The 26,089-nt window shown below is 42.0% G+C and carries 21 protein-coding genes and 1 pseudogene; 1 reads left to right on the forward strand and 21 read right to left on the reverse strand.

All coding sequences use genetic code 11. The annotated features are described in order from the left end of the window. Positions 1-43: 43 nt before the first annotated feature. From A8806_RS22890 to A8806_RS22940, 11 genes are all read right to left on the reverse strand, one after another. On the reverse strand, positions 44-2,449 hold the full coding sequence (locus tag A8806_RS22890; RefSeq protein ID WP_109733492.1) for a glycoside hydrolase family 2 TIM barrel-domain containing protein: 2,406 nt from the start codon (positions 2,447-2,449) through the stop codon (positions 44-46). A gap of 73 nt (positions 2,450-2,522) precedes the next feature. After that, positions 2,523-3,791 carry a glycoside hydrolase family 1 protein gene (locus A8806_RS22895; protein WP_109733493.1) on the reverse strand — a complete coding sequence of 423 codons (1,269 nt, stop codon included), beginning with the start codon at positions 3,789-3,791 and terminating at the stop codon, positions 2,523-2,525. A 165-nt stretch (positions 3,792-3,956) separates the two neighbouring features. Beyond that, positions 3,957-5,468: an Mbeg1-like protein gene (locus A8806_RS22900; protein ID WP_242996242.1), complete on the reverse strand. Its 1,512-nt coding sequence runs from the start codon at positions 5,466-5,468 to the stop codon at positions 3,957-3,959. Positions 5,469-5,556: 88 nt separating this feature from the next. After that, on the reverse strand, positions 5,557-6,063 hold the full coding sequence (locus A8806_RS22905; RefSeq protein WP_109733495.1) for a hypothetical protein: 507 nt from the start codon (positions 6,061-6,063) through the stop codon (positions 5,557-5,559). A gap of 1 nt (position 6,064) precedes the next feature. Then, positions 6,065-6,682: a glycerol-3-phosphate acyltransferase gene (locus A8806_RS22910; protein ID WP_109733496.1), complete on the reverse strand. Its 618-nt coding sequence runs from the start codon at positions 6,680-6,682 to the stop codon at positions 6,065-6,067. A gap of 120 nt (positions 6,683-6,802) precedes the next feature. Beyond that, complete coding sequence (locus A8806_RS22915) at positions 6,803-7,174, reverse strand: hypothetical protein (RefSeq protein WP_109733497.1); 372 nt, start codon at positions 7,172-7,174, stop codon at positions 6,803-6,805. A gap of 609 nt (positions 7,175-7,783) precedes the next feature. After that, positions 7,784-8,332 (reverse strand): hypothetical protein, encoded by a 549-nt coding sequence (locus A8806_RS22920; protein WP_109733498.1) that lies wholly within the window; start codon positions 8,330-8,332, stop codon positions 7,784-7,786. A gap of 4 nt (positions 8,333-8,336) precedes the next feature. Beyond that, a complete protein-coding gene (locus A8806_RS22925; protein ID WP_109733499.1) occupies positions 8,337-9,443 on the reverse strand; it encodes a sensor histidine kinase in 1,107 nt (368 codons plus the stop codon). After that, positions 9,440-10,111 carry a response regulator transcription factor gene (locus A8806_RS22930; RefSeq protein ID WP_109733500.1) on the reverse strand — a complete coding sequence of 224 codons (672 nt, stop codon included), beginning with the start codon at positions 10,109-10,111 and terminating at the stop codon, positions 9,440-9,442. The genes A8806_RS22925 and A8806_RS22930 overlap by 4 nt, the downstream gene beginning before the upstream one ends. Beyond that, complete coding sequence (locus A8806_RS22935; RefSeq protein ID WP_109733501.1) at positions 10,086-10,811, reverse strand: hypothetical protein; 726 nt, start codon at positions 10,809-10,811, stop codon at positions 10,086-10,088. The genes A8806_RS22930 and A8806_RS22935 overlap by 26 nt, the downstream gene beginning before the upstream one ends. Positions 10,812-10,832: 21 nt before the next feature. Further along, on the reverse strand, positions 10,833-11,852 hold the full coding sequence (locus A8806_RS22940) for a zinc-dependent alcohol dehydrogenase (protein ID WP_242996239.1): 1,020 nt from the start codon (positions 11,850-11,852) through the stop codon (positions 10,833-10,835). 214 nt (positions 11,853-12,066) lie between these two features. On the opposite strand from A8806_RS22940, the gene A8806_RS26335 reads away from it, so the two are divergent. Beyond that, positions 12,067-12,636, forward strand: coding sequence for a TetR/AcrR family transcriptional regulator (locus A8806_RS26335; protein WP_181368842.1), 570 nt, complete (start codon positions 12,067-12,069; stop codon positions 12,634-12,636). 58 nt (positions 12,637-12,694) lie between these two features. Here A8806_RS26335 and A8806_RS22950 read toward each other — a convergent pair. The 10 genes and pseudogenes from A8806_RS22950 to A8806_RS26340 all read right to left on the reverse strand — a co-directional run. Then, positions 12,695-13,642 (reverse strand): annotated as a pseudogene (locus tag A8806_RS22950) (radical SAM protein); the annotation flags it as partial. A gap of 96 nt (positions 13,643-13,738) precedes the next feature. Beyond that, a complete protein-coding gene (locus A8806_RS22955; RefSeq protein ID WP_109733503.1) occupies positions 13,739-14,161 on the reverse strand; it encodes a cupin domain-containing protein in 423 nt (140 codons plus the stop codon). Positions 14,162-14,427: 266 nt separating this feature from the next. Beyond that, on the reverse strand, positions 14,428-14,811 hold the full coding sequence (locus A8806_RS22960; protein ID WP_109733504.1) for a DUF6262 family protein: 384 nt from the start codon (positions 14,809-14,811) through the stop codon (positions 14,428-14,430). Then, positions 14,777-16,294, reverse strand: a complete 1,518-nt coding sequence (locus A8806_RS22965; protein WP_109733505.1) for a tyrosine-type recombinase/integrase — start codon at positions 16,292-16,294, stop codon at positions 14,777-14,779. Before A8806_RS22965 ends, A8806_RS22960 begins: the two co-directional genes overlap by 35 nt. After that, a complete protein-coding gene (locus A8806_RS22970; protein ID WP_109733506.1) occupies positions 16,284-18,035 on the reverse strand; it encodes a tyrosine-type recombinase/integrase in 1,752 nt (583 codons plus the stop codon). Before A8806_RS22970 ends, A8806_RS22965 begins: the two co-directional genes overlap by 11 nt. A 19-nt stretch (positions 18,036-18,054) precedes the next feature. Beyond that, positions 18,055-19,170 carry a tyrosine-type recombinase/integrase gene (locus A8806_RS22975; protein ID WP_109733507.1) on the reverse strand — a complete coding sequence of 372 codons (1,116 nt, stop codon included), beginning with the start codon at positions 19,168-19,170 and terminating at the stop codon, positions 18,055-18,057. A 170-nt stretch (positions 19,171-19,340) separates the two neighbouring features. Further along, positions 19,341-21,308 carry an ATP-dependent DNA helicase gene (locus tag A8806_RS22980; RefSeq protein ID WP_109733508.1) on the reverse strand — a complete coding sequence of 656 codons (1,968 nt, stop codon included), beginning with the start codon at positions 21,306-21,308 and terminating at the stop codon, positions 19,341-19,343. Positions 21,309-21,873: 565 nt separating this feature from the next. Further along, positions 21,874-22,314, reverse strand: a complete 441-nt coding sequence (locus A8806_RS22985; RefSeq protein ID WP_109733509.1) for an RNA polymerase sigma factor — start codon at positions 22,312-22,314, stop codon at positions 21,874-21,876. Positions 22,315-23,876: 1,562 nt separating this feature from the next. Next, positions 23,877-25,580, reverse strand: coding sequence for a S8 family peptidase (locus A8806_RS23000; protein ID WP_109733512.1), 1,704 nt, complete (start codon positions 25,578-25,580; stop codon positions 23,877-23,879). A 114-nt stretch (positions 25,581-25,694) separates the two neighbouring features. After that, positions 25,695-25,847: a hypothetical protein gene (locus tag A8806_RS26340; protein ID WP_181368843.1), complete on the reverse strand. Its 153-nt coding sequence runs from the start codon at positions 25,845-25,847 to the stop codon at positions 25,695-25,697. Positions 25,848-26,089 lie beyond the last annotated feature (242 nt).

Raw genomic sequence — 26,089 nt, forward strand, 5'->3', positions numbered from 1 at the left:
GAGCATAAGAGTTACGCTCCTTCCTCTAAAATTTTTTACCTGCTTATTGGAACTCCACATTAATGTCTGCTTCACAGCCATCTTCCAGTCTGACTCTGACAACGCACCCTTTCGTATCTTCAACACTCCGGACAACAGCTAATGCCTGTCCTTCATAGAGGGGTACTATGTTCCCTTTATAGGGTATCAGCCGATCTGGTTTGGGGTCTGCTGTTCCTAACGCCAGAAGTTCTGCTCCCTGTACTTCTACGCTTACCTTTCTCTCTTCTCCGAAAACCAATGTTCCCTTCTCATCTAAAGCTTCAATCCTGATAAAACATAGATCTCTGCCGTTTGCCCTAACTTTTCCGGGCTCCGCAGTTATCTTTAACTTTTTCGTGGAAGAGGCTGTCTTCAGCATATCCCGTCCGGTCTCTATTCCATCTTTATATGCAGTTACTTCCAAACTGCCTGGTTCATACGGAAACCGAAAGACTGCTTTATATTCCTCTTCAAAACCACATTTTTTCCGTCCCAGTGTCGTGCCGTTTAAGAACAACTCTACCTCATCTGCATTTGCATATATATGTGCTTCCATCTCCTGCCCGGCGGCACCCGGGTATGTGTAATTCGCCGCAACAGGGAGCCATGTCCAGCTTAACCGGGCAATATGTTTCCCAGTCAGCTCCGGCGAAAGCGTAAACAGATGAGGCGCATGGTTATTTGCCCACACAGCATCCCGATAATAGGACTGGGGACGCTTATTTCCGATTAAGTCTATATCAGCACATCCTGCAGCAATCCAAGGCCACTGCGGACTGCCGGGACGCTCAGCATCACTTACTTCCCATCGTCCGACACCATTTTCTCCAAGATAGTCCCAGGCTGTCCAAACAAAATCACCTATTACATTTTTATTTTCCACTGTAGACTGCCATGTCGAAAATGCAGCCCTCGGATAGCTTTCGGAACCATAAATTACTCGTTTCGGAAATTTCTTACTGTCATGCTCATAGCGGACTGATTTATAATTATATCCAGCCACATCAAGCGGGGCAAAGTATTCTTCTGTGGTATCTCCCCACAAATCTACACCAGATGCAAAATTATCATATGCCATATTCAACGCCTGATTTCCTGTGGTTGCTTCCCCTCCTGTGGGTCGCTGTGCGTATTCTAAAAACAGGGAACAAGCCGTTGCCGATACCGGACGGGTTCGATCTAACTCCCTTACCTTATCAGCAAGCCTTTTGCTCCATGCAAATCCATCTGCGCTTCCATCCCGTTCTTCTACTTCATTTCCTGTTGACCACATTATAATAGATGGATGGTTATAATCTCTTAGAATCATGTCTTCTATATCCTGTTCCCAGTGCTCCTCGAAAAAAATATGGAAACCAAAACTGGTCCTTCCCAGTACCCATTCATCAAACGCTTCCTCAATCACTAACATACCCAGTTCATCGCAGACTTTAAAGAATCCCGGTCCAAAGGGGTTATGGGAAAGCCGCAAAGCATTAAAGCCACTCTCTTTTAAAATTCTGATTCTACGGTATTGGGCTGTCTCATGTTCTGCTACACCTAAAATCCCCAAATCCTGATGGATGCACCCACCTTTCAGTTTCATAGGCTGCCCATTCAGAAGGAATCCATCTGTGCTGTTTACTTCTATCGTCCGTATTCCAAAGCTTTCCTCATATGAGTCTTCTCCTGATTTTTCTCCGGTTACTGTTACAATCGCTGTGTAAAGTATAGGATTCTGTGGACACCACGGAGAAATATGAGTCACAGGAATATCCAGTTCAACTGATCCGCTCCCCTCTGACAGAGCGACAGAACTCAACGCTTCTCCAATACACATGTTTTGGCTGTTTTCAATACGGCAGCTTATTTCCGTCTGTCCGGCTTGTTCCTCTCCTGTTACCTCTGCCTGCACACGGATCCTTGCGCTAGATCCATTTAACTCGGCTGTCGTAATCTTTAAACCATGTAATCTTACAGCAGTTTTCTCCGCCACATGCAGCCATACTGGCCGGTAAATTCCCGCTCCTGTATACCATCTGGAACAAGGTTTCATCCGGCTGTCTGTATGGAGTAAAATCTCATTTTCTCCTTCCTTCACTTTATCAGAAATATCCATATAAAAACTGCTATACGGATTTACATGTTTGGTTACAAACTGGCCATTCACCCAAACCTCCGTTATCCCTGATACGCCCTCAAATTCCAGCCAAATGCGTTTTTCAACAGACCCTCTTCCAAGCATAAACTTCTTTTTGTAGTACAGTCCCGCCCCTCTCGTATAGCCTTCATCTTCTCCTCCCGGCGCATTCTTATCCCGTTCCTTCTCCATAGAGTAATCATGCGGGATGCGAACCCTTTTCCAGTTATTCAACATGTGAATTAGCAAAGGGTTTTTAAGCCCGCTTTCTGCATATTCCCAATCCTTATCTAATAAATAATGATACATAATGACCTCCTGATCATTCTTTTTCTAATTTTGTTCAGTTCCCTGTTTCACTGTGCCAAACATCATTTTTTCTTTAATCAATTCTCCAATCATAGTTTCCTAGGAACCGGAGGCTGTCTTTCGGAATTCTTTTTTTTGTGTTCTGGTCTATCGCTATCAGTCCGAATGTCTTTGTAAATCCCATCTGCCATTCAAAATTGTCGAGAAGGGACCAATGCATATATCCAATTACGTGAATTCCATCCTCAATGCAATGAGCCACACCGTCCAGAGCTGTTTTTATAAACGAAATCCTCCTGCCATCATCTGTAGACGCAATCCCGTTCTCTGTCACCATAATGGGGATTTCCAGTGACTCAGCCACTTTGCGGATAACGTGTTCCAGAGCCTCCGGATAATATTCGTAATTCATCTGCGTAATTTCAGCGCCTTCCGGCACTCCTTTTACACCTTCCTTACCAATCAGCTTTCTTGTATAATTCTGCAGTCCGAAAAAGTCATCATTTGTTATATAAGGCAGATATCGGATAAATTCTTTCTCCCATTCTTTCTGTGCAATCTTTCGTGAGGCCTCGTCGTCATCTGGCTGAAAATCATGGAGTGAAAGTGTAATTCCTACCTTCAGATGTGGACAGATAGCCTTCATGGCATGTTTTGCCGCCTCATGTGTCCTCATGATCAGTTGGTCTCCCTGCTCAGTGCGTGCAGATAGAAAATCTTCCGGTTTTGCTGTACCAAATACCCTGATATTTTCTTCTTCGGTTTTTTTCATATTGGCATAAAACTCCGGATTCACCCCTACCTGGATATCCTGTTTCATATTTTTCATATAAGTACGCACAAGATCTGCCATCTGCAGCCCCATATTCGCCTCATTAATTGTACATACATAAGTCAATTCACTGCCAACCGCTTTTATTACATAAACGCAGTATTTTTTAAATGCTTCGATAATACCTTCATTTTCCCATCCTCCCTGTCTTATGACCCACTTCGGGGAAGAAAAATGATGCATTGTTACAATGGGTTCTATACCTTTACTCCTGCAATACCTAATCACATCATGGTAATGTTCCAATTCTTTTTCGTCAAAATGTCCTTGTTCCGGTTCAATCCGTGCCCATTCAATTGAAAAGCGATAAGCATTCAGTCCTGCTTCTGCCATCAAATCAATATCCTGCCTGTATCTATTGTAATGGTCCACCGCACCAAGAGAAGGTTCCTTAAAAGCTGAGTGTTCCATCTGTTCCATTGCCCAAAAATCGCTGTTGGTATTATTTCCTTCAATCTGATGTGCAGCTGTGGCTGCCCCTATGAGAAAATCCCCATGCACCTTTTTCATATAACTTTTCCTCCTCGTTCTTTTTAAATTAATTATAACTTTAATTTGAGTTATTTTTTAGAACTCATTTCGCTCAAACTAGCACAATTTTTACTATTTCTATGGTTATAATAAAATTATTGGTTCATCGATTATACATAGATTGTCATTAAATTAACTGTGCTGCTATTTCATTTTTTGTTTTCCATTTTTATAAAGTTCTTTAAATATCAAGGCCCCACTGTAAATAACAAGAAACGAACCTATTGTAAATACGACAGCACTCTCTGTCTGAATCTGCGACAGGGAAACAATCCCCATCAGAATTGCCGCGGCTGATACAAGGAACATCCCAAACCGCACCGGCAGGTTCCGATACACGGTTATCGCCTGATAAAAATTTCGGAAGGAAAAGAGAATCAGTAAAATCCCAAGCAGAAAGTGTGTGGATAAGAGTATCGCACTCTTATTTACCACCAGAAACTCCATCACACAGATTGCGGCCAGCCAGCTTAGTATCCGATGTTCCTTTTGTTTTTTATCTATTCCATCATTGACTGCACATTGCAGCACCTTTCGTCCTGAGAAAATGATAACTGCCATTCCCAGAAATCTTCCTACCAGTCTCAGTGCAGCCTCTGGGAATATTATAAAAATAAGTCCTGCTGCAAATAATAGACCAGCCTGCAGGATTTCCCTGCTTCTTACTGCCTCTTTAAAGTCTATATTTTTGCAATTGGATACAAAAGAATGGATAAATTTTGCAATTACAATCTTTGTCTTACGCTCTGAATGTATAATAGATAATAAGATGGTGCCAAATCCATCCAGACCACCACCCCATACTTCATCCATGGTTGCAGCACCTCCTGCTTTTAAGGCATCGAAGAAATCCTTTGTAAATGTCTTTCTCTGTTCCAGCGTTGCAGAAGTGATCCAGGTGTCAAAAATCTGCACATAGAACCTGCAGTTTTCTGTTAATGTCTCTTTTTCACAAACTGTATCCCCTTCTATCTGCCACGTATAGATATCATGCTGCATGAGCCCATCCGTATCGCTTCCGAGTATCCTATCCGGCATACCGCACGGGAACAATGTGCCAATAATACTGAACTCTGGTACGATCCAGCACACCTTTTTCCTAATGGCCGCCAATCTTTCTTTAGGAATGATATCTGCACTTAACCCCGGGCCATCATTGTTATACACTGCTATGATTTGATCCTGTAATTTTTCTTCACATTGTGCAGCAGAAAAAATTGCAAGGTTTCCGCCCTTTGAATGACCGCCTATACGATAATGCTTTCCTTCCTCCATCGTGCGTTCCAGATAATCTTTCGCCATCAATTGTGCCGGAACCACCATGGAGCCAATCCCAAAATCCTCCTGCCAGCCAATGATTGTATTATCTGTTCCCCTGAAAGCGATATATCTGCTTTCATCATCCAGTGTAATATGTACTGCCGTAAACTGGCTCGCTGTTTCTTCGTCATAAACCTCTCTATAATAAGACAAATTCGCCTGTCCAAACCTTCTTGACCCGGCCATGAGAGAGAACAGAGTGGTTTTCTCCTTTTTATCAGGATTTTTTTCCTGATATCTGACATAGGCATCTGCAACCGTAACCGGCTCTTTATCATCAGTTACAATTCCGCTAAGATTCTGATATACAAAAGCGGAAAGCACTAAATTATCCACCAAACAAAACGGTTTCTCCGAAAAATTCAAATCCCCCCGCCACTTTAGATATGTAATAATATTTCCCATCTTTTTTCCTTTTCTATTTCTATACTGAATCCCATACAATACCACATAAGCATTGTTGTCTTTCCAGCAATGCCGGCAGTTCATTTGGGAGATATAGGGATGCACTTTTATCCAATTCAATTTCTCCTGTGAGCTGCAATAGCTCCGTTACAAACTGAGAGCAAAAATAACGATTTTTAAACCGGGCAGGAATATGCAGCAGGCATAAGAGCACACCCAGCCTTGAATAATGAAATTTTTCTTTGTTCTGATCTATTTCCTGAATCCGTTTTACAATTTTTTCATAGCTGTCCGCTGACACGCTCAGCCGGTAAATAATACTTTTTTTGTCACGCCGCTTGTGTCTCTTTGGGTATTCTTTCCGAAAACCTTTGATATTAAAGCTGTAATAATATTCATTTTCATCGTCTATTGCAATCGAAGCATGTGTATATCCCCTGCCAGTGGCATAATATATAAAATCAGAAAAAGTGCTGTGATATCTAGTCAGGAATACCGTAACCACTTTTTTATTTTCCTGTTCCATGTCAACTTCCTCCCATTATATGCGTATACAAAAATTCCCGTATAGGTGGTTCCGCCCCCTCTTTAATTTTCCGCAGATTCTCCAAATGTTTATACATGAGAAGGATGCTGCATAAAACCAGCACAAGAAAGACCAGTATATTCCCTGTCTTAACTCCATAAAGAACTGGGAATAAAATTGCTGCAGTAAAGGAAATGCTGCATCCGTAATTAAAGATGAGTGCTGCGATACATCCCACAGCCAATAGAAGCAGAAAAAGTTTCCAGTCTGATATCAACACCAGCCCGCTGAAGCTGGCCACTCCCTTTCCGCCCCTAAAACCGTTGTAAAATGGAAGAATATGTCCGATAACCGCCATACTCCCGGCCACAATGCCTCCCAAAAGGAAATCCGGGTATAAATATCTGCTGACTACAACCGCAAGAACTGCCTTTCCCATGTCGCAGATCAGCACCAGCACCCCATATACTTTTCCAAAATTTATAAAAGCATTCGTGGTTCCCAGATTCCCCGTTCCCTGATTTGTAATATCCTTGTCCTTCATCTTAGAAATTAGGTATGCGGGGTTTATACATCCCAACAGATAGCCAATCACTACACATATTAATAGTTTACCCATCTTTAATATTTTTCCTCCATTTTTGTTTTATTTACGTCACATCCAGAACAAAGCTTCTTATATGATAAAAACCGCCGCCACATATCTACTCGAAATGCAGCGGCAGTGAGGTTCAATACCTTAGTCTCGAATCCCTTTCATAAGTGGAATCAGCATCAGCAGGGCAACAATGCCTATCAGCCCGATTACGATGCCAAGGATCATTTTATTAAATACCATCGTCAGGCACATGCCTATACCCAGCAGCAGAGCACCTATAACACCAACCGCTACAGAACCTACTGTTTTCGCATTCAGCTTAATGGGTTCTTTCCCTTCCATTTTTCTCCACACAAGCAATGTGAGCAGCAGGATAAGGAGACCGACGACACCAACGATAATCCCCTTGTTTAGCATGCCCCATTCCTCTATCAATACCATGCACATACCCAGTGCAAAAAACACACCGCCGATTGTTCCCAGGATCAAGGCAACAAAATTACTCTTTTTCATAATATCTCCTCCGTTTTTATTTAGGTTTTATTATTTGGCTATTAACTGTACTAAGGATATAATTACAATTACTCCTAAGATAACACCAACTCCCGCGCCAATACCTAATACTGCTTTCTTCATGATAAAATCCTCCTTTTTATATGTCTTCAATACCCATTACCAGACCGCCTGTACCCCATCTATTTCTTTTTCTTTACAAACACTGCCACGACACCTGCCGCTATTACAACAATTGCTGCTACTACAACCTTTAACATTCCATTTCCTCCTTTCCCATTCTGTCTGCAGTATCATGATATTATTGCAGACTTTATCTGTTTTCTGTACCAGATTTCCTGTCACTGTATTGATCTGATGAAAACAGAATACAGCAGAAATATTTGACTTTTAATTGAATCTTGTTTCTGTAATATTAAAAACAAAGGAATAAAAACGAGTTTCGCTTGCGAAACTCGCGCCTGCGGCGGTCGCCTCGCGACATCTACCTTGTACGCCGCATTGTGCATCCCGCCGGGAGGGCTTTTTATCTTATAGGCGCACTTTCCTATAAGATAAAAAAGAACCGCCGGCTTTGACGATTCTTTTTCTTACTTTCAATTACACTCCCTATATCAACAGATCTTTCCCTTTCCTGCACACCTCATAGAGTTCTTCCATTTCATCTTCGATCAAAGGCTGTATCTTGGCCGCCCTTTTTCTGACAAGCACCCGGTACACAAACCAGGGTGCAATCCAGCCGGCAAATCCCGGAATGGCAAGAATGATACACAGCGTAATAAGCGGTGGCTCTGCAGTCACTGCAAATACGGAGCCTGCCATACAGGCAGTGCCCGCAACGCCAATCACCATTGCTGCAATTGTTGCAAGGGTGGCTTTCGACTTTTCCAGCCTGTCAATTTCCAGAATACAGCCGTCAAAATTTCTCTGCAGCCTGGTCAGTTCCACCTTATTGCATATCTTCCTGTCCCGCCGGAAATTTAAGGTCACATACCCTCCCGGCTGGGTCCGCTCCTGTGCGATCTCTGCATTTGGATCCTCTTCCCATCCGAAACAGGGATAACTGTCCAGATATAAAGAAGCATGTTCCTTCAATATTTCCTTTCTTTTATACTCGTAACCCACATATTCGGATCCGACTTTACTGACTTCTGCCATGCGTTCACTCCTCCTGTTCTTTACCTTCCTGTTCCTTTTCCGTCATAAGGGAAACCGGGAACCTCACACGGAAAACAGTTCCTTTCCCTTCTGTGCTTTTCACCGTGATCGTCCCTCCGCTCATCTGCAATATACGGAGAATTAACGACAGCCCCAATCCATTTCCTTCCGTTGCATGGGATGTATCCCCCTGATAAAACTTATCAAACATCCTCTTCATGGTCTGTTTTGACATACCACATCCTGTATCAGATACCTCTGCCGTAATATATTCCTTGTCAGAATACTGGCGTATGCCCACTGTACCGCCTGCATCCGTAAATTTAAACGCATTGGATAAAAGGTTGTTCCACACCAGTCCCATCAGCTCCCTGTCCGCCTCCACATAAGCACAATCTTCCATATCCGCTTCAAATTCAATCCCTTTCTTTTCCCAGACCGCCTCAAACCCAATGGCACACTCGGCCAACTGGCCGCACAGGTCATACCTTTCGGGCTTCGGCTGTATCTTCTGACTTTCCAGTTTATTGAGTTTTAGAACATTAAAAATCAAGGAAGACAGGCGTTTTGTACTTTCCAGTATGGCGTCTGCATACTCCCGCTGCACAGTATCCAGTTTTGTTCCCTGCAATAGCTGCACATAATTATTAATAGCAGAAAGCGGCGTTTTCATTTCATGGGACACATTTGCTGCGAAATCATTCTTCAGCGTTTCAATGGAACCAAGCTCCGCCACCATCTTATTAAAATCCATATACAGGGTATCAATATAATCCATATCATTTGGTGCATGGCGGAGCGGGAGGTATACGGAGAAATCTCCCTCCGCGACCTTCTTCGCAGCAATGCTCAGCCTGCGGATCGGGCGCTCCACCGTCATGTACTTATGCAGATTGAGCGCAGACAGAATCACCGCCGTAACTACAACACAGTAAATAAAATACCATTTCACATAAGGCCCGGACTCATCCCGGATCAAATGGATACCCCCATATAAAACAGTGGGCAGCATCATCAAAGTACCCACTGCAAAAAACAATGCGAGATAAATGGGGAATACAAAATATCTCCGGGATATTCTCGGATCTGTTGTTTTTTCCTCCTGTTTCATAAGATCACCGCCTTATATCCCAGACCGCGGATTGTCTTGATCTGTATGTTCTTACAGACAGAAAACTTATCCCTCAGCTTTGTCACATAAACATCCACCGCACGGAGCCCGGTGTCACTCTCCACACCCCAGAACTCATCCAGAAGCTGCGCTCTGGAAAAGGTATGGTTTGGATAAGACAGCAGCTTGAACATAATATTAAATTCCCGTGTCGTGACGGTAATCTCCTCATCGCCGTACATGACCGTCATGGCGTCCGCGTCCAGAATTAATTCCCCCACCGCCAGCCTCCGGCTTTCCTCAATATTAGCACGCCGAAGAAGCGCCCTGACCCGCATCAGAAGTTCACTCATGTCAATGGGCTTAACCATATAGTCATCAATCCCCATATCAAAGCCTTTCTGCTTTGATGCCATATCGTCTCTGGCGCTCATGAATAGAATTGGAATCCGTTTGTTGAGCCTGCGGACATTCTCCGCAAACGCAAACCCGTCCGTCCCCGGCATCATGATGTCAGAAATGATCAGGTCATACAGCGCGCCGTACATTTCTTCATAGGCACGATCCACTGACAGCATGCCTTTCGCCTGGTATCCGCTGTTGTTCAGATAAGCACAGACACTCTGCGTTAATTTTGCGTCATCATCTACCACAAGTATAGAAATCATCTTTCTCTTCCTTTCTTTCCGGACAGGCATTTTTCTGCGCCTCCATTTTCACGATCCGCCAGATCAGATATCCGCCCAGCAAAGCAGCCACAGCCCCCATGACAGAGCCAAGCAGCCCGTTCACGGATGGATTCTGCACATCATCTGCAAATGCAAGAATCGCCGATTGGGTCAGCACCAGAGAGATCAGGGAAGTTCCAAGACTGATGGTCTTGATCGCATGGAGCACAGGGGATTTTGCTTTCCTGTATTTCATGACTCCCCGCAGATTCATTCCAATTTCAGTAAAAGTGATCGTAGCAATGGTGATCGCAGTAATTTTCCCATAATACACCGTTTTCGGATGCCAGATTGTCCACAGGGAATATGCTACATAAAGCAGGCTTGCCGCCACCATAACTGCACCTGCCAGACGGTAATAATCATACTGGCTTCTCCGCCCGTCCTTCTTCACTAAACCCGCCAGCGCACAGTACCGCGCTAATGCCATCCCCAGGGTATACCCGCCATTCATACAGACAAACCCCGACAGGGAAAACAACCCTGACGCAATCTTTCCCATGCCAAGAAGAATGCTGAAACCGCCTACAGCCCCGGTAATATGCAGGGAACGGCTGTCGGACGCATTATTATTTTCCCGGACCGCACTGCTGATCTCCTTTATCGCTTTTTTACCTGAACTCAGCCAATGTAAACCCATCTGCAGCTCCCTCCTGCATGATTAAAACCGGATTGCCACGTTCAGCGCATGATCAGCATCCGACGCTGTCCGGATTGCCTTGTCAATCTCATCAATCGAAAATTCATGGGTAATAATAGATTCCAGATTCCATCTCCCGCCTGCCATCATGTCCATGACATCCTTTACATCTTCGGGAAAATAACCGCCGGAACCAATGATGCTTTTCTGTGCGTAAGTCATATGGAGCAGGTCAAGCTGGCGCATTGAATTGTTCACTGCCACAGACACAAAGCGGCTCTCTATTTTCCCATGCGCCATAAAATCCTCCAGAATACTCTCATGGCCTGCGGCATCCAGAAAGATGTCTACATCCGCCGTATCCCCCATAAGAGCCGGCGCTTTACCAAAGTATTCTTCTGCTTTTTCCCACATAGGTTCTTTTACTGTATTACAGTTGTCAAATCCGAGTTCTCCTGCAATATGCAGCCGGTAATCTGATAAATCACAGACCATTACCTGCTCCACACCAAAATGTTTCAGAGCGACTGCCGCAGCCAGACCAATGGTTCCGCAGCCAAACACTATAGCTTTTTCTCCCGGCTTCGGCTGTCCCCGCCTGGCCGCCCTGCATCCCACCGTAAAAGGTTCAATCAGACAGGCCAGCCGGTCTGAAATATGTTCCGGTACATCATACAGGGAATAATTCTTTTTCGCCTGCGGCACAAGGATATATTCTGAAAATCCGCCAATGGTACCCGCCCGTCTGGTGTCATTTTTGGCGTAGCGGGGATATGGATAAACTCTTTCCCCTATCTGAAATTCCGTCACATTTTTACCTACCGCCGCAACCCTGGATACTGTCTCGTGGCCAAATTCTCCTCCAACAGCAATCCTGTGTCCTGTATTCGCTCCATGCTGATAGACCGCCACATCTGTTCCGCAAATACTGGAATAAATATTCTTGATCAAAACATCATTTCCCCCGCATTCCGGCAGGGGAAGTTCTCTCACCTCTACCTGCTTTCTTCCTAAATAAATTGCCGCTTTCATCTTTTCCATTCCTCCATATCAGTACAATGCTATCTGAGAATATCATCTGTTCGTTTTCATTCTGTTTGAGTTTTGTTTTAGAAATATTAAAAATAAGGCATTTTCGTTCTTTTTTCCAACGCGTGTTGCTATTATACCTGTTTTGTATTATGATTTTATCACCAGCTTCCACACTGTTCAATCATCAATACGTCAATTCGTGTTGGAATAAAGGAGATTTTTGATGAATACAAAGAATAACAAAAGATTTCGTGATATGGATAAGAAATTGAAAGCCACAATGCTGGAGCTTTTAGAGACAACTGATTTTGAAAAGATTACCGTAAAGTCCATATGTGAAACTGCCCATGTAAACCGCTCCACCTTTTATGCCCACTATTCCGATGTCTATGAGATCATGGAACAGATGGAAGAACATCTGAATGAAGAACTGTTGGAAAGCTATACCGGCAGCCCACAGGAAAAGGACAGCGTATTCCCCATGTGGCCGTTCATCCCTTTTCTGCGCCACATAAAAAAACACGCCTGCTTTTACCGGACAGCATTAAAGCAGCGCAGGGACTTTCCACTAAAACAGGGATATGAGCCTATGTGGAACCAAATCATAAAACCCAAATGTATTGCCGCAGGTATCACCTCAGAATCAGAAATGCTCTATTATTTTGTCTATTTTCAGGCAGGCTTCACAATGGTTTTGAGGCGTTGGGTAGATACCGGATGCCATGAGTCAGAGGAAGTGGTTGCCCGGATTATTGAAAACTGCATACCTGCTATATGGAACACAATACAATAATGCCGGGATTTTTAACAATTTTTTGCTGCGATACGGTTTAATCTTTTCATCAGATCACCTATCTGCTGTCTGTCCCGCACTTTCCACAGGCCATACATCTATTGGACTCAGACCATAATCTTTCTGCCACCGGTTTCCATTTTGCGGCAGTAAGCACACATTTATCAGAAAACTCTTTTGCGGTCTCCAGATTTTGGTAATCTGTGCTTATGGCACCGCTCTTGTCTACAATTTCTGTCAATCGGCCCGGATTGTCCAGTACCGGGCATGGGCGAAGCATGTTGTCATTCCACGGCTGGTTGTCATGGTATCCCATGAATAAGGGTGAGCGGTAAGCCTCTAATAATGTCTTTTCCCGGATATTGGAATCAGAATAATGGATGAAAGCACAGGGTTCAATGTCTCCGTTCGCGTTGATATGACAGTAGCTCCTGCCACCGGCAATACAGCCGCCAACATATTCGCCGTCATTCCAGAAATCAACCGTAAATATTGGCTTTGTCTGACGATACTCACGGATCTTGTGATACATCATCTCACGCTGCTTAGCTGTAGCCATCAGTTCAGGTACCGCTCCTTTTCCAACCGGCATATAGGTAAAGAACCATGCAAATTTTGCTCCAAGTTCGATCATATAATCAAAATATTCTTCACTGCCGATCACCTCTGCATTATCGCTTGTATAACAGCAGGAAATTCCAAAGGGAAGCTTTTTCTTTTTTAAGATTGACATGGCATTTAAAATTTTTTCATAAGTTCCCTCACCGCGTCTTCCATCTGTCGCCTCTTCAAATCCTTCAATGCTGATAGCCGGCATGAAGTTCTGCACGCGGAGCATCTCGTCAGCAAAGGCTTCATCGATCAGGGTTCCATTGGTAAATGTGGAGAACACACAGTCCTGATGCTCCTCACATAACCGGATAATGTCTTTTTTCCGCACCAGCGGTTCCCCTCCCGTAAAAAGATACACATAAGTTCCAAGTTCAACCCCCTGGTTTACAATATTAAACTGTAGCCCATCTCTCCCAGCCCTTGATTTTACTGGCCTTAACACCATACACTTCTGTGTTTTATGTACGGTTTTTAACGAAATTTGCCGTTTTTATTTCACTTTAGCATACTCTTCATCAGTCACTGGTCGTACCCATTCATTTGAAGCTCCTTCCGCTGGAACTTCAATCGCCAGATGTGAAAACCAGCTATCCGGTGCAGCCCCGTGATAATGACAAATTTCGGGGTCTATTGAAATAATTGACCCCGGTGTCATTTCAATTGGTTCTTCACCTTCCGCCTGATAATATCCTCTTCCTCCGGTACACAATAAGATTTGACCACCCTTATGATGTATATGCCACCAATTCCGGCATCCTGGCTCAAATGTCACATTTCCAACACTGACTCCCTCTGTTGTCAGCATTTTCAAGTAACTCTGACCGGTAAAATATTTTGCAAACGCTTCGTTCTTTTCTCCGATTTCAAATACTGCCCCGGCTCCTAATTCTTTTTTTATCTGTTCCATATCCATAATAATCTCTCCTTTTGTTTAGTTAAAACTTTTACTCCTTGTTAATCTTAACAAAACTTTTTTTCCATTAGAATTTCTGTTTTGTTATTGCAATATAAACTTTTGATTCATACTATATTCTACTTTCATAATCAAACCTCGTCAAATACTTGTAAAATATATCTAATCATTCACAAAATGAATAACTAATTTTATCTCTATATAAAGCAAGACTGACAGACATGCTCCTGCATGTCCTGTCTGCCATTACTGCTGATTTTCAATATTTATAAGTTCTTAATAATATTCAAATCTTTTTTCCCTAATGCTTTGTTTAATTTCAAATTTTCACTTTTTAAGCTACTATTTTCAGCCTTTAATTTTGCTATCTGCTGTTGTAGCAATTCGATTCGACTATCCATAGCCTGATCTAAAATCTTCCTTTTGGGATTTACCATCCCCACCTGCTGTTCCATCGCATTGTCTATTGCTTTTCTTACGATAGGATTTTTATAGAAAAACCCTCTGGAGAATCCTGTTTTTCTCATCAATTCAGGTACCGTGATTTTTTCCTGCTCCATGACCATGTCTTGAACAGCATGAAGGGCAGTTTCAACTTTTGCTTCACTCCGCTTTCTATTTTGCTCCAGCATTTTGTCGTATTTGCTCATATTCTTCACCCCAACCATCCAGATTCATCAGTATTATCTCTGACATTTTCTCTCTTACTTTTCTTGTCTCGTCAGCCAGGAGTTGGTTGCTCATTCGTCTATAATGTTGCACACTTTTTACCCCTTTATGACCAAGCAGCTTTGATATGGTCCAGTCATCCAGATGAAGTTCCACCAGCTTCACTCCATAATAATGTCTGAACATATGAGAACCAAAACCAAATAATTCGCCTTGATCATCTCGTAAATCATTCTTGGTAATCAGCCACATAACCTTATTTTGAATCGTTATGTATTGATAAGGTTTCTGTGGGTTATCTTCATTTACAAAAATATATTTCGATTCACCATACTTCATTTTCGAATATTCTATTGCTTTTTTTATCAGCAACACAAGCTCCGGGCTGACTGGTTTGACATAGGTTTTTGTTTTGGGCTGATTGATTCTTATCATATCTTGTGCCCCTATTTTATATAGGCAGTCCCGTCCCAACGTAAGCGTATCGGACATTCGTGTTCCTAGCAATTGGTGAATAACCATCATCCTGGTAATCTGTACATCCAGTTTTGTAAGGCCGGCATTTAAACGTTTGATTTCCGCTTCTGAATACACTTTAAATACCGGTTTCACTTTGGGCGGGATGTCTGTACTGAGAAACAATTTACTCAGGTGCTCATAACCGTATATCTTCCCTATGTTTTCAAGCAAATCTTTCAGTGCGTAAATAATCGACGATACATGTTCTACCTTCCGTTCTTCCACCTTAATATGTATTAAATATTTTTCTATGATTTCCCGGTTTATTTCTCCGCTTGAATGTACTTCTGGAAAATTCTTTGCTAAATATTCGGAAAATTTCTTCATTACACTAATCTGGCTACGCACCGTTCCGACCGAATAGTAATGGAGCTGATAAAAAATTGCTTTTTTAGTTTCTTCCCTGATATCATCAGTCTTAATCCCAGTAAAATTAAATGAATTAACATTTTTAACGGGGCACCGCCTTAATTCAATTCCCAGTTTACTTAAATCCCATATATCCTTTTCTATCTCCGTTCTATCATCCGGTGGCTGTATAGTTCTTAATACTCTCCGGAAATAGCGGTATACTTCACCATTTTCCCTTCCTTCTTTTCCATATACATTTTTTTTGGTTTTTACTGTCTGAAGACCTTCTGACATCATCCAGGCTTTTAGCTGTAACAACCATCTTTCCATATCACGATTTAGGAAACTATCCTCATGATGTTTTGGATTTTCCAGGAAGCGGCACAACGGTCCATATAAAAACCGCTCACTGTTCATTGTAAGAACGGATACCTGTTTTGCGCGTTCATATATAAAATCTGTAAATTCTTTACGCATTCCCTCTGTAGGCAGCCTTTCCAAATCATAACCTTGTTCCGGCTTTATCTTGTTCTTTTTCTCATCTGGTGCTGATTTGTAACATGATAGTTCTGTCAAAAATATTTTACTTTTCATCTGTTCCTCCCTTCATCATTGCTGCCAGATTGTTCCCGGAAGTTTTGAAGTATTCGTCATTCGCCTTTGCTATCTTTTGCGGCATATAATCTATGTACTGTTCCGTCATTTCTTCATAAGTATGTCCCAGATAATCACGAATACTTTGCAGCGACACATCATTATCGTAAAACATTGTGGCCACACTGTGTCGGTAATCATGGGATTGAAAGGAATAATCAAATCCACCAATCTGATTAAAATATTTTTTCATTTGAGTACATAGCGTTATTTTTGAAAATGCACCCCCTTTTTTATTCTTAAACAGATATTCTCCTGACTTAATTTCGTTTTTTGTGATATAAACCTGCATAATATCATAAAGAGCACGAGGTATGGGGACTCTTTTATAATTCTTCATTTTGACCTGGTACACCTGTATCCATGCATCATCTCCCTGCAAATAGTAAGCATCACTTTTTAAGGTACAGATTTCGCTAATCCGAAGACCCAGACACCACATGTGCAGATACATCACCCGGATATGTTCCGGACAATTTTTTAATTCTTTTATGATCTCCAGACTCACTTCTATATCTACACTTCTGTCATAGTGTGCTGGAATCTCTTTCTGTTTATAATATTCTTTGTAAAAGGGCACTTTATCAATAACGCCTTTTACTTCAAAGAATTTATAAAATTCCCAAACAGCACTTATATTTGAATTATAGGCACTCGCGGCTCTTCCAATTCTGAGTGTATTAAAATACTCGTCTATTATTTCTATCGGGCAATAGCAGGCATCTATTTTTTGTTTATCTAATGCCATTAAGAAATTTTGAATTTCACAATATTTTTCAATCAGGGTACTGACTGCCAGTTCACCAATTCCTAATTGATATTTCATATACTCCTTTGCATATTGCCGGTTTTTCCTATACTCAATATTCAAAAAGGATACCTTCTGAGGAATCTGGCTCGGATCAACTCTGTTTTTTGAAAACTGGAATCGGTCTAAATACCAGACGTTTGCATACCAGTGAATAGGTTCTGCTTGCAAAAATAATGCTTTCCTGCCTAAACTTAGCAAAGGAATCATATTTTTAATGGATATAAATGAGTACCCCTTCTCTGAAAGGTATTCCTTATATGTAGCAATTTGTTCATTTTCCAGTGTCTCAATATCTTCAATATTACTTTCTACACAAAATGCGTATAATTCTTTTAGAGCTGATAACTTATATCCCCGGTTAATCCGAGCTTTGCACTCATCTATGACACAGTTTAATATGGCAAAAATCTGATGTTTTAATTTTACACTGCAGTTGATGCTAAAATCCCACACTGCTTTTTCACTATACCGCAGTCTTTCAAATTCAGCCACGATATCAGGGTCATGGTGGTATGGAATAAAAAGGCATTTATTTTCATATTTCCATTGGCAGGTTATTCTTCCGGCCAGTGTTTTTGTCTGTTCTCTGATGGAATGTTGTTTTATTCTATCAAAGGCAGTGACATATTCATAATATTCTCCGGATGGATTTGATTCCAGCACGTACTCCTTATATATCTGCCGGAGTGGGAAATCCATCTGTGTAATATCCCATATCCGCATTTCCTCTAAAAAAGATTTTAAATGCTTTCGATACTGGGATTTTACTCTCTTACATTCATCCAACTGTTCTGAAAGATGTTCCCGCTTCTCCTGAATATTTCCATCCGTTTCCACGGGATACGGTTGTTGTATACGAAAGGTTTGCATGTTTCACCTCCTTCCGAATCTACAGTAATTTTTCAATTCCGTACATAGGCTGTTGCTGTTCATAATACTTTTGGCTGGCATCAAGCAGTTCATCATCGACAATGTTTAGATATTTTACTGTGGTTTCCAAATGTTTATGTCCCAAAGCCTTTTGAATCAATTCCAGAGGCCACCCGGCTTCCCGCCTTGAATTTGCAAAATAACGGCGGAGCATATGCGGCGTTATCTTAATATTTGTTTTCTTTTCCATTCGCGTAAACATATCATAGACACTGTCAACCTTCAAAGGCTTTCCGGCTGTATCTCCTGTAATATTGATAAACAGATAATTTTGGCATTGCAGCTCTTTACGATACTCAGAGAGGTAGTAGATTAGAAATTCAAATGTATCATCACTAATCTTTGCTTTCCTGTATTCTGCATTCTTTGCTCTTGCATCATTTTCATTATCATCTCGAAAATAAACTTTCAACAGGTGATTCTCATAGTCTATATCACGGATATAATCCACCCCTAATATTTCACCAATCCGAAATCCAGTCTCTGCTATTAGTAAAATCAGTAATTGATCTCTGCAGTTTGTGCAGGCCTGTAACACTCTTACAATCTCGTCCTGTTCTGCTGGTTTTACATCACGTTCTTCCTCTTTTAAGTACCCGTGGAAAGAGTGCGATTTTATGACTTTTCTTACTCCTACTGCGTTCGGCGTTATAAATTGATTATAAGATAAAACTTTCAGGCTTCCAAATGACTGATATTCCATTTCAATAAAAAGATAGAACCTGAACACATCTTTTAAGTATGCGTTACAGGTTTCATTTCTTGGGGTCGTGCCATTTTCTTCTTTATGTTTGCCTTGTTTTAACCAGTATAAAAAATCTATAAACACTTCCGTCTGATCTGTAAATTTCATGCGGAGAACATCCGTTACATCTAATTCCTTTCCAGATAAATATTCCAGATAAAAGGATAGTGCAAACGCAGAGCGCCTTACAGTATTCGGTGACCTTCTGGACTTTGTTTTGTGCGCCAGATATTTTGTGGGAAGCAGCTCAATCTCATAATTCTCAAGATTTCGGATGTAGTAATACTTAACGGTCCCATCTTTTTGCATTCCTACTAGATATTTCTTCATCGCTGCTTCTCTCCTTTCCTCTAACGTCATACACAGTATACCCAACACTGGCTTATAAAGCTATCACAAATACTACCAATTCGGGCCAAACCCGCTCTTAAAAACCACTAAACATTCTCTCATATTTTACTCCAAAATGAAGCACTACCAACAACCCTGTGAGGGTGAAATTACATATAATATTCTGTTCCTTTCCGGCTGCGGATAAAAGCCTCCACTTCCGGTATCTCGTCTGCCATCTGACAGTCTGGCAGCGCACACAATACATCCGAATGGTATCTTCCGCCTGCTACTGCCCGATGATCCAGAATTGAAACTACACAAGTATCCTTCTCGGTCCGGATAGCTCTTCCAAAGCCCTGCCGGAGTTTTTTCTGCATGTCTGGCACAATAATGGATTGTATGTATCCTTCCAGTGATTCATGCTCTTCTTTTTCTGCCTCACTGACCGGATCCGGTACTGCAAATGGCAGCTTCACAATGATCAGGGAAGAAACCATATCCCCCGGGAAGTCCACACCTTCCCAGCAGGAACCGGCTGCGAACAGAACAGCATTCTTCATACTTTTAAATCTTGCAATCTCATCCTGAGTATGACGCCATACCTCTACCATCGGAAAAGGCAGGACATCTTTTAACATCTGGTATACACTTCCCATCAAAGAGTAAGAGGTGAACAGCACCAGCGTGTGCCCATAAGTAGAGCAGATTAATGACTGTATATGCATTGCAAGCATGACTGCCTCCTCCCGGCTGCCCCTTTTGCATTTCTTTATAGCCTTCGGTAAATACAGCAGGCAGTTCTTTTTATATTGGAATGGGGATTGTGCTACATATTCCCGCACATTTTTCATCTGGCTTAATCCGGTCACCTGCTTCGTCCGCTCAAACCCGGTTCCTGCTTTTAAGGTGCCGCTGGTGAGTATTCCGGGAATCCCCTTTTTCCAGAGGGTTTCCTTCAAAAGTCCTGGCACCTTCCGGCTGGTGGCACAGAGTATCGGAAGATGTTCCTTGTCCTGTTGGAGGTATAGGATATAATTCTTGTCCTGTCTGTAAAAGCAGCGCAGGATTTCCTCTGCCTCTTCCAGCCGGTTCAATGTCCAAGGCGGAACGGCGTTCCGGAGCCTTGTACGAATTTCGCGGATTTGAGTGATCCCGGTTTGAATTGTTCTGGAACATTCCTCGGAAAGTTCTATGGAGGTCCTTCCAGTTGTCTCCTCTGGGACACAAACTTTCAGGGACTCTAATGCATTCTGTAAAATCTCCTTCAGACGACCAGCAGTCCTATTCTGATGTTCTTTCTCTAAAAAGCCACAGATTTCATGGATATCATCATTGCTGAGTGTTTTCCCATACATCTGTCTGGCTGCTTCTGGCAGCTGGTGGGCTTCGTCTATGATCAAGGCCCGGTAATCCGTCAATAATGGCCTGAATCCTCTGTCTCTGTGGGAAGCATCGGCAAGCAGGTAATTGTGGTTGCATATTTGGATGAATATTTCTGGGTCTTTTGCTTTTTCCAGATATTTCTGGTATCTGCAGCCTGTTTTTCCAGAACAGTCCTTCGGACAGAATTTTGGCACACAGACAAGTCTCCGGTCAAATCCACTCAGCCCATGTACCTGATCGAGGTCATACTGATGGCAAAGTGACAGGAGGGCGCTCTTTTGTTCTTCATTTTTATTTTTATTCCTGACTGCTTCCAGCCGCTGGTCCAGACGGCGGTCACATACAAAATGTTCTTTCCCTTTGCGGATAATCGCCTGCAAGGGGGATTGGATGATCCCGTTTTCCCACAATATTTTAGATAAAAAGGGAATGTATTCCTCCATCATTGCTTTCTGCAGTGCAACGCTTGATGTAGAAATGACAACTGGCCGGCTGTTGTACAGGAAAAACTTTCCCGTCAGCATTGCATATTTCCGCAGCATGACACAGGCTGTCAGATAAGCATATGTCTTGCCGATTCCCACCCCTGCATCACAGAGGGATATATTCCCGCAGAACAGTGTATCCAGCATCTGATGGCAGAGCCGGATCTGTTCTTCTCTTACATTCAGCCCATTCTCAGGGAGCAGTTTGCGGAAAATCATTTCAATCTCCCTGTGGGCTTTCTTCTGGTATTGGTTTTGATATAACATGGCAGTTCCTTTTCCTGGTACGCCGTTAATACCACATCAATACGGCTGTGAGCATTTCCACAGCCGCATGTATCTGATATCAACGACACACTTCTATTGATTTCTATTTGGTTTGTTTACAGTTGGCGCCGTATTTGGCCTCGCATCCCCGGCATCCTGCCATGCTCCCACATGGCGGGGAACATTACAGGCAGGCATCTGGCGGATGCCGTTCGCAGATATTCCAAGGGTCTTGCTGATTACAACCCAAGGTCCATCTTCTGCTCTTTGGCAGGTAAACGTATCATTATCCCCCGTTTGTGATCATGGCGGAAAGCCAGCCGCGGCTTTATTTCAGATATAAGGAATCGCTCGAAACGAAACCAGACACTGCAATCCTACCCATCAACTGCCGAACATATAATCTGCTGGCTGTCTATTTACTCAGATGCAGTGCCGGTTCCGTCTGTCCTGGCGCTTATTCTGTTACGCTACTACTCACGGGAACGTACCTGTAATGCTGGTATTTGATTGTCAAAGAGCAGGCGAGGGATTTCCCCTCTCACTATATAGCCGGTGAAATCGTCTAATTTTGTTCACTCTTTTTAATATTTTTTATTTTTTTCCTTAGACGTTTCATTCTGGTATATACGGTATTTTCCGGCATCTCCATTTTTTCTGCTATCTCCCGGATGGAGAAGCCCATTATTTTTAGTAAAAGTATCTGCAGCGTCTTCCGATCAGACTCCAACAGAATATGTAGCAGACGTTCATCTTCAATATTTTCCAGCAGAGGCTGAATACCGTCTATCTCAGGTTCTCCTATTTCCGTAACTTGGAAATTCTCGTATTCTGGAAAAGGTGCCTGATGTTCCCTGTATCTGCGTTCCGCATTAAAGTCTTCCCAATCCATGCTCCTCAGTTCTTGGATCATGGATTCATCCGCGCCGTATTTACGCAGATTTTTTTCTTCTTGTTCTTTCCAACGTTTCCATTCCTTTTCTTCTCTTGCTTTGTTATAAGCCATTCTTCCGTTCCTCCGATTTGAAATTTTTAGAAATCAAATCGAAGTGCGGCGGAGATCTGGCTCTGTGGCTATGATGGAGCTTCTGTAATAACTTGTTGAAATTTGTCGATAAAAAAAGTGCAGGGATCCTTCTCTGAATCTCTGCACCCTTTCGGCTTTTATTTGATTTTCTCTCAAATAACGAGCCTTTCGTCAAATATACTACTCCTTTGTACTATGCCATGCCTCCTCCTTTCGGGCAGTGGGAGTAGTATACTAAACTTAACAGTCAATTAACGGTCAATCGCCAGTCAAAGGACTGTCACTTTGCTAAATCATGTAAAAAAACAGACCTAACTTATTAGGCTTTTATTTAATTTTCTCTCAAATAACGAGCCTTTCGTCAAATATACTACTCCTTATATGTTTTTAAGCACGCTACGGTTCGGCGACAATCAGTTAGCCCTCTGAGTTGTAGACGACCCGCTCTATTTATAGAATTGAAAATATTAAAACTGTAAATCTTTATTGCTTTATTGATTATGACTGCGACTTCTTCCAGAATAAGTTTATCTGCACTGCAATCAACAAAAAAAAGGGAAGCAAAATACAGAAGATATAGCTCGGTATTGTAACAAGCAGATAGAAAGCAGTTTCCGATGTCTCGAGTCTATATGAATACTTGCCTTGAACATCCTCGTATGTGACAAGAATTTCATCATCAGTATCGTTGGTTGTATCATAGGTGATAATGGCTGGAGCTTCCATTTGATCTGTAGTTATTGATTAAATTTTACGGCTAATTGTTTCTCAAAAGTTATTGGTTGCTGTTGATTGGTATGCCACCTGTAATGTGACAATATTCGCGTCCTTCACAAGAAATGAGATTGAAAGCCACATAATCCATCACACTCATAGAATCCGAACGCACAATAAACGCCTTATAGCCAAAGAGTTCTTGGTCATTCCAATTAAAAGTAGTTACAGATACAATGGTAAAAAACATCTTTGACACACCATTATGACGAAACATTAAGGCCCTTTGCTTTGCAGATTCCCTCTTTCGATAGATTTGCATTTGAAATCCTCATATACAGTTTAGCCTCCTGCCTGCATTGCATATGGGAGAAGCATATAATTTAAGTTATGTAGTGAATCACTGTGGAAATCTTTGCCAAATAAATACTACAAACTGACATCATAGTAAAAAGGGCACACGAAAGCACGCTCTCGGCTATTTTTTCCAAATTAACATGGAGAGCGTACTTGTCTGTCTTTATAAGAACTAATGCTATTTATTAATTTTGGGGAACGTTTTGTCAGCGAAAATCGCTTGATTATTGTAGGTTTAGGTAATTTAGTGTGAGTTCTATCATATATGTATTTCTAATACGAACAAGTCTTCCCATCATAACTTACTTAGAAATCATCACTAGACTATGAGTTGTATGATAGTTATATATAAATGAATACTCTCTTTTACCAGCATCCATTCCTGACACCCATAATCCGCTGTGTCCCATTGGGCCTTATTCCTCTAAAATAGATTCGTAGGCTATTAACAAACTGCATTTTGTTATATTTTAAAATCTTGTCAGGGCTTCAAAAGCACTGTATAGATTTAAGGTTCCATAACCCCAGGAACGGTTGGGATATAACTCATTATTGCTTCTGTTGGCCCCTCGGATAAGAAGTTGCTTAATCTCTAAACTGCTCATGGTAGGCCAATTCCCCCTTACAATACCCCACTCCAAGATCAGTGCTGCTGACCCAGCTGTCACTGAAGCAGCTATACTGGTTCCGGTCATGGACACAGAACGGTTTTCTGGACCTATCGTTTTCACGTCTACCCCTGCAGCTATCAGATCTGGTTTGATTCTTCCTCTCCTAGTAAAGCCTCGGCTAGAACTAATATAAAGGCTTTTATTCTGCACATGATAAGCCCCCACTGTAATAGGAATCTCTGCATTAGAAGGCCCAGTCAAGGTAATATCTGGATTTGGACTTAAAAATTTCGTACCTTCCGCTATAAATCCGGTTACGGGCAGCCAAATATTAAAAATTCTACGGAGCACATTAGTTCCATATACCCGCAGACGCCAAATCCCTGGCATAGGAAAGAACATGCGGATTACAATGAGTTGATCTCCACTCTGCGCTTCCACTGGCTGGAAATCAATGTATATGACTGTCTTTTCAAATATAAAATCAAACCGCTGATTTCCGCTTCTAGCAGAAAGACGGGGTATCATTTCTCCTGTCGGGGAGATTAAGGAAACAGACAGCACATCCGGTGAGCTTCCCCAAAGTTCCATTGTAATCCCATATTCCCCATCTGCCACTCGAAATTCCACATCTTCATATTCCTGCCCATCTTTCAACATTCCATAAAAATGATGCCCTTGATTTGCCTCATTGCCTCCTGCCACTACAATACAACGCCCCACGCGTGAGCCAATGGCACTGATATAAGAAGCAAGGGGACAAGTCCCTTCATGCCCTCCCATATTAGTTCCCAAACCAATACAGACCACAAGAGGTTTTCTTTCACGCAAAGCCAGTTCATGAAGATACCGGAGCCCCAGCATAATATCATTTTCTTGATAAGCAATCACATCTGCTTTTACACCGAAATATTGTTTCAGATATCCTTTCGCAGGCTTTAACTTCACAACTGCAATATCTGCTAGAGGGGCTGCACCAACCCAGCCAGTTTCTTTATCCAGACTTCCAGCGGCTATAGCAGCAAGCTGTGTTCCATGTCCTATTTCATCTCTGCTGGGGACGATAGAAAAAGGAATGTCGCTTTCCAACGCTTGATTAATGATCTCCCGTCCATAAATACTGCCATAGTCAATTCCAGCTGGTGTGCTTCCCGTCTGAATAGACTGATCCCAGATTTCTAGAATCCGGCTCTTTCCTACCGAGTTTCGAAAGCAGGGGTTGGTATAGTCAATTCCAGTATCCAAAAAACCCAAAATCACACCTGCTCCTTTTAGTTGCAATACTGGATGGTTTTGTATTTGCAGTATACGTGAAGCTTCCAGACTTTCATTTTCCAACAATCCATATAATTTGGGAAATACTTCATATTCATAATCAGTTCTGGATCTTGTTTCTAGATATTCTCTGGATACATAATATATATCATAAAAATCATTTATCATCTGAAAGCATACTTCCGGGAAAAAACTTTCCAAGCCATTGGGACTCCAACTAGACTTCCATATAAAATCCACATATTTCTCTGAGACAATTTTTTCTCTGCAGTTTTCAGTCATTCCCATACTCCGTCAATCTTTATTACAATATATGTAACTTTAATGGCTTTATGCCAATATGCCAACTAACTTTCGTGTTATCAATAGTTAGAATAGGCAGTAGTAACTATCCCTTTACCACTACTTTTTATCGGTGTAGCTTTTGTCTTCTCCGTATTCCTCAATAGCGGCATTGCATTCCATAACAAATTCTCTTACTATCAGCTTAACTCTTTTTTCTTCCCCGATTGCCGGCAGCCGGTCTAAAGCAATCCCCCTCTGCGGACAGTTCACCTTTTAATTCTGCATTTGCCCTCCGCTTTGCTATCTCCGGTCTGGATTTCATATTTTGAAGTGAATGTATCAAACAGAATTTCCTTGTTGTCGACAAAACTCCATCCTGGCATTAAAATCTCTCAAGGGCAGGAACCACATTCTGAAAGAAACTTTCCATTTTGTAATCCGTATTGTAGCTCGTTTGAGTGTGTAAACCACCACATACAGAAACAGTTGGGCTCCGCTTTTCTTTTAATAGC

This window comes from Faecalicatena orotica, from assembly GCF_003149245.1.
GTDB lineage: Bacteria > Bacillota > Clostridia > Lachnospirales > Lachnospiraceae > Faecalicatena_A > Faecalicatena_A orotica.

Bases quoted from the DNA above. Each gene is read 5' to 3' on its own strand.
- A8806_RS22890 (WP_109733492.1), bottom strand. From the start codon at position 2,449: ATGTATCATTATTTATTAGATAAGGATTGGGAATATGCAGAAAGCGGG.
- A8806_RS22895 (WP_109733493.1), bottom strand. From the start codon at position 3,791: ATGAAAAAGGTGCATGGGGATTTTCTCATAGGGGCAGCCACAGCTGCA.
- A8806_RS22905 (WP_109733495.1), bottom strand. From the start codon at position 6,063: ATGGAACAGGAAAATAAAAAAGTGGTTACGGTATTCCTGACTAGATAT.
- A8806_RS22910 (WP_109733496.1), bottom strand. From the start codon at position 6,682: ATGGGTAAACTATTAATATGTGTAGTGATTGGCTATCTGTTGGGATGT.
- A8806_RS22915 (WP_109733497.1), bottom strand. From the start codon at position 7,174: ATGAAAAAGAGTAATTTTGTTGCCTTGATCCTGGGAACAATCGGCGGT.
- A8806_RS22920 (WP_109733498.1), bottom strand. From the start codon at position 8,332: ATGGCAGAAGTCAGTAAAGTCGGATCCGAATATGTGGGTTACGAGTAT.
- A8806_RS22925 (WP_109733499.1), bottom strand. From the start codon at position 9,443: ATGAAACAGGAGGAAAAAACAACAGATCCGAGAATATCCCGGAGATAT.
- A8806_RS22930 (WP_109733500.1), bottom strand. From the start codon at position 10,111: ATGATTTCTATACTTGTGGTAGATGATGACGCAAAATTAACGCAGAGT.
- A8806_RS22935 (WP_109733501.1), bottom strand. From the start codon at position 10,811: ATGGGTTTACATTGGCTGAGTTCAGGTAAAAAAGCGATAAAGGAGATC.
- A8806_RS22940 (WP_242996239.1), bottom strand. From the start codon at position 11,852: ATGGAAAAGATGAAAGCGGCAATTTATTTAGGAAGAAAGCAGGTAGAG.
- A8806_RS26335 (WP_181368842.1), top strand. From the start codon at position 12,067: ATGAATACAAAGAATAACAAAAGATTTCGTGATATGGATAAGAAATTG.
- A8806_RS22955 (WP_109733503.1), bottom strand. From the start codon at position 14,161: ATGGATATGGAACAGATAAAAAAAGAATTAGGAGCCGGGGCAGTATTT.
- A8806_RS22960 (WP_109733504.1), bottom strand. From the start codon at position 14,811: ATGAGCAAATACGACAAAATGCTGGAGCAAAATAGAAAGCGGAGTGAA.
- A8806_RS22965 (WP_109733505.1), bottom strand. From the start codon at position 16,294: ATGAAAAGTAAAATATTTTTGACAGAACTATCATGTTACAAATCAGCA.
- A8806_RS22970 (WP_109733506.1), bottom strand. From the start codon at position 18,035: ATGCAAACCTTTCGTATACAACAACCGTATCCCGTGGAAACGGATGGA.
- A8806_RS22975 (WP_109733507.1), bottom strand. From the start codon at position 19,170: ATGAAGAAATATCTAGTAGGAATGCAAAAAGATGGGACCGTTAAGTAT.
- A8806_RS22980 (WP_109733508.1), bottom strand. From the start codon at position 21,308: ATGTTATATCAAAACCAATACCAGAAGAAAGCCCACAGGGAGATTGAA.
- A8806_RS22985 (WP_109733509.1), bottom strand. From the start codon at position 22,314: ATGGCTTATAACAAAGCAAGAGAAGAAAAGGAATGGAAACGTTGGAAA.
- A8806_RS23000 (WP_109733512.1), bottom strand. From the start codon at position 25,580: ATGGGAATGACTGAAAACTGCAGAGAAAAAATTGTCTCAGAGAAATAT.